We start from the raw sequence: 762 nt of genomic DNA, 5'->3' as shown, positions 1-762 counted from the left end.
GGCGCCAGCACGCGCTGCAGCGGGTTCAGCGCCGTCAGCGGCTCCTGGAACACCATCGCGACACGGCGGCCGCGCAGGCCGCACCAGTCGTCCTCGTCGAGCGCGAGCAGCTCGCGGCCGTCCAGGGCGATGCGGCCGGTGGCCCGCGCGCCGTCCGGCAGCAGCCCCATCACGGCCAGCGCCGTCAGCGTCTTGCCGCTGCCGGACTCGCCGATCAGCGCCAGACACTCGCCGCGGTCCAGCCTCAGGTCGATGCCGCGCAGCGCATGCAGCGCCGCGCCACCGCGCCCGGCGAGCCACACCTGCAGGTCGCGGACCTCGAGCAGCGGCGCGCTCATCGCGGCAGCTCCTTGGGATCGAGGCGATCGCGCAGACCGTCGCCCAGCAGGTTCAGGCCCAGCACCGCCAGCGTGATCGCCAGGCCCGGCGCGAGCGCCAGCTGCGGCGCCTCGAACATCAGCGTCTGGGCCTCGGCGAGCAGCCGTCCCCAGCTGGCCTGCGGCGGCTGGGTGCCCAGGCCGAGATAGGACAGGCCGGCCTCGGCCAGGATGGCCAGCGCGAAGCTGGTCGTGCCCTGCACGATCAGCAGCGGCAGCAGCTGCGGCAGCACATGGCGCACCGTGATCGCCCACCGGCCCTGCCCCGCGACGCGGGCGGCCAGCACGAAGTCGCGCGCCCACCAGCTCTTGGCGCTGCCATTGACCAGCCGCGCGAAGGACGGCACCGCATGCAGGCCGATCGCCGCCATCGCCACCGTCATGC

At 74.7% G+C, this 762-nt stretch carries 2 protein-coding genes; both read right to left on the bottom strand.

From position 1 onward, the window contains the following. Positions 1–338: ATP-binding cassette domain-containing protein (locus tag FUT87_RS21960; protein WP_147242391.1), on the bottom strand; the 338-nt coding region annotated here is incomplete at its 3' end. Beyond that, a partial coding sequence (locus FUT87_RS21955) for an ABC transporter permease (RefSeq protein WP_147242390.1) occupies positions 335–762 on the bottom strand: 428 nt, incomplete at its 5' end. The genes FUT87_RS21955 and FUT87_RS21960, both read right to left, overlap by 4 nt.

Source organism: Mitsuaria sp. TWR114 (assembly GCF_007997345.1).
The sequence above is the reverse complement of the archived record's forward strand: the minus strand, read 5'-3'. Positions and strand labels throughout refer to the sequence as shown.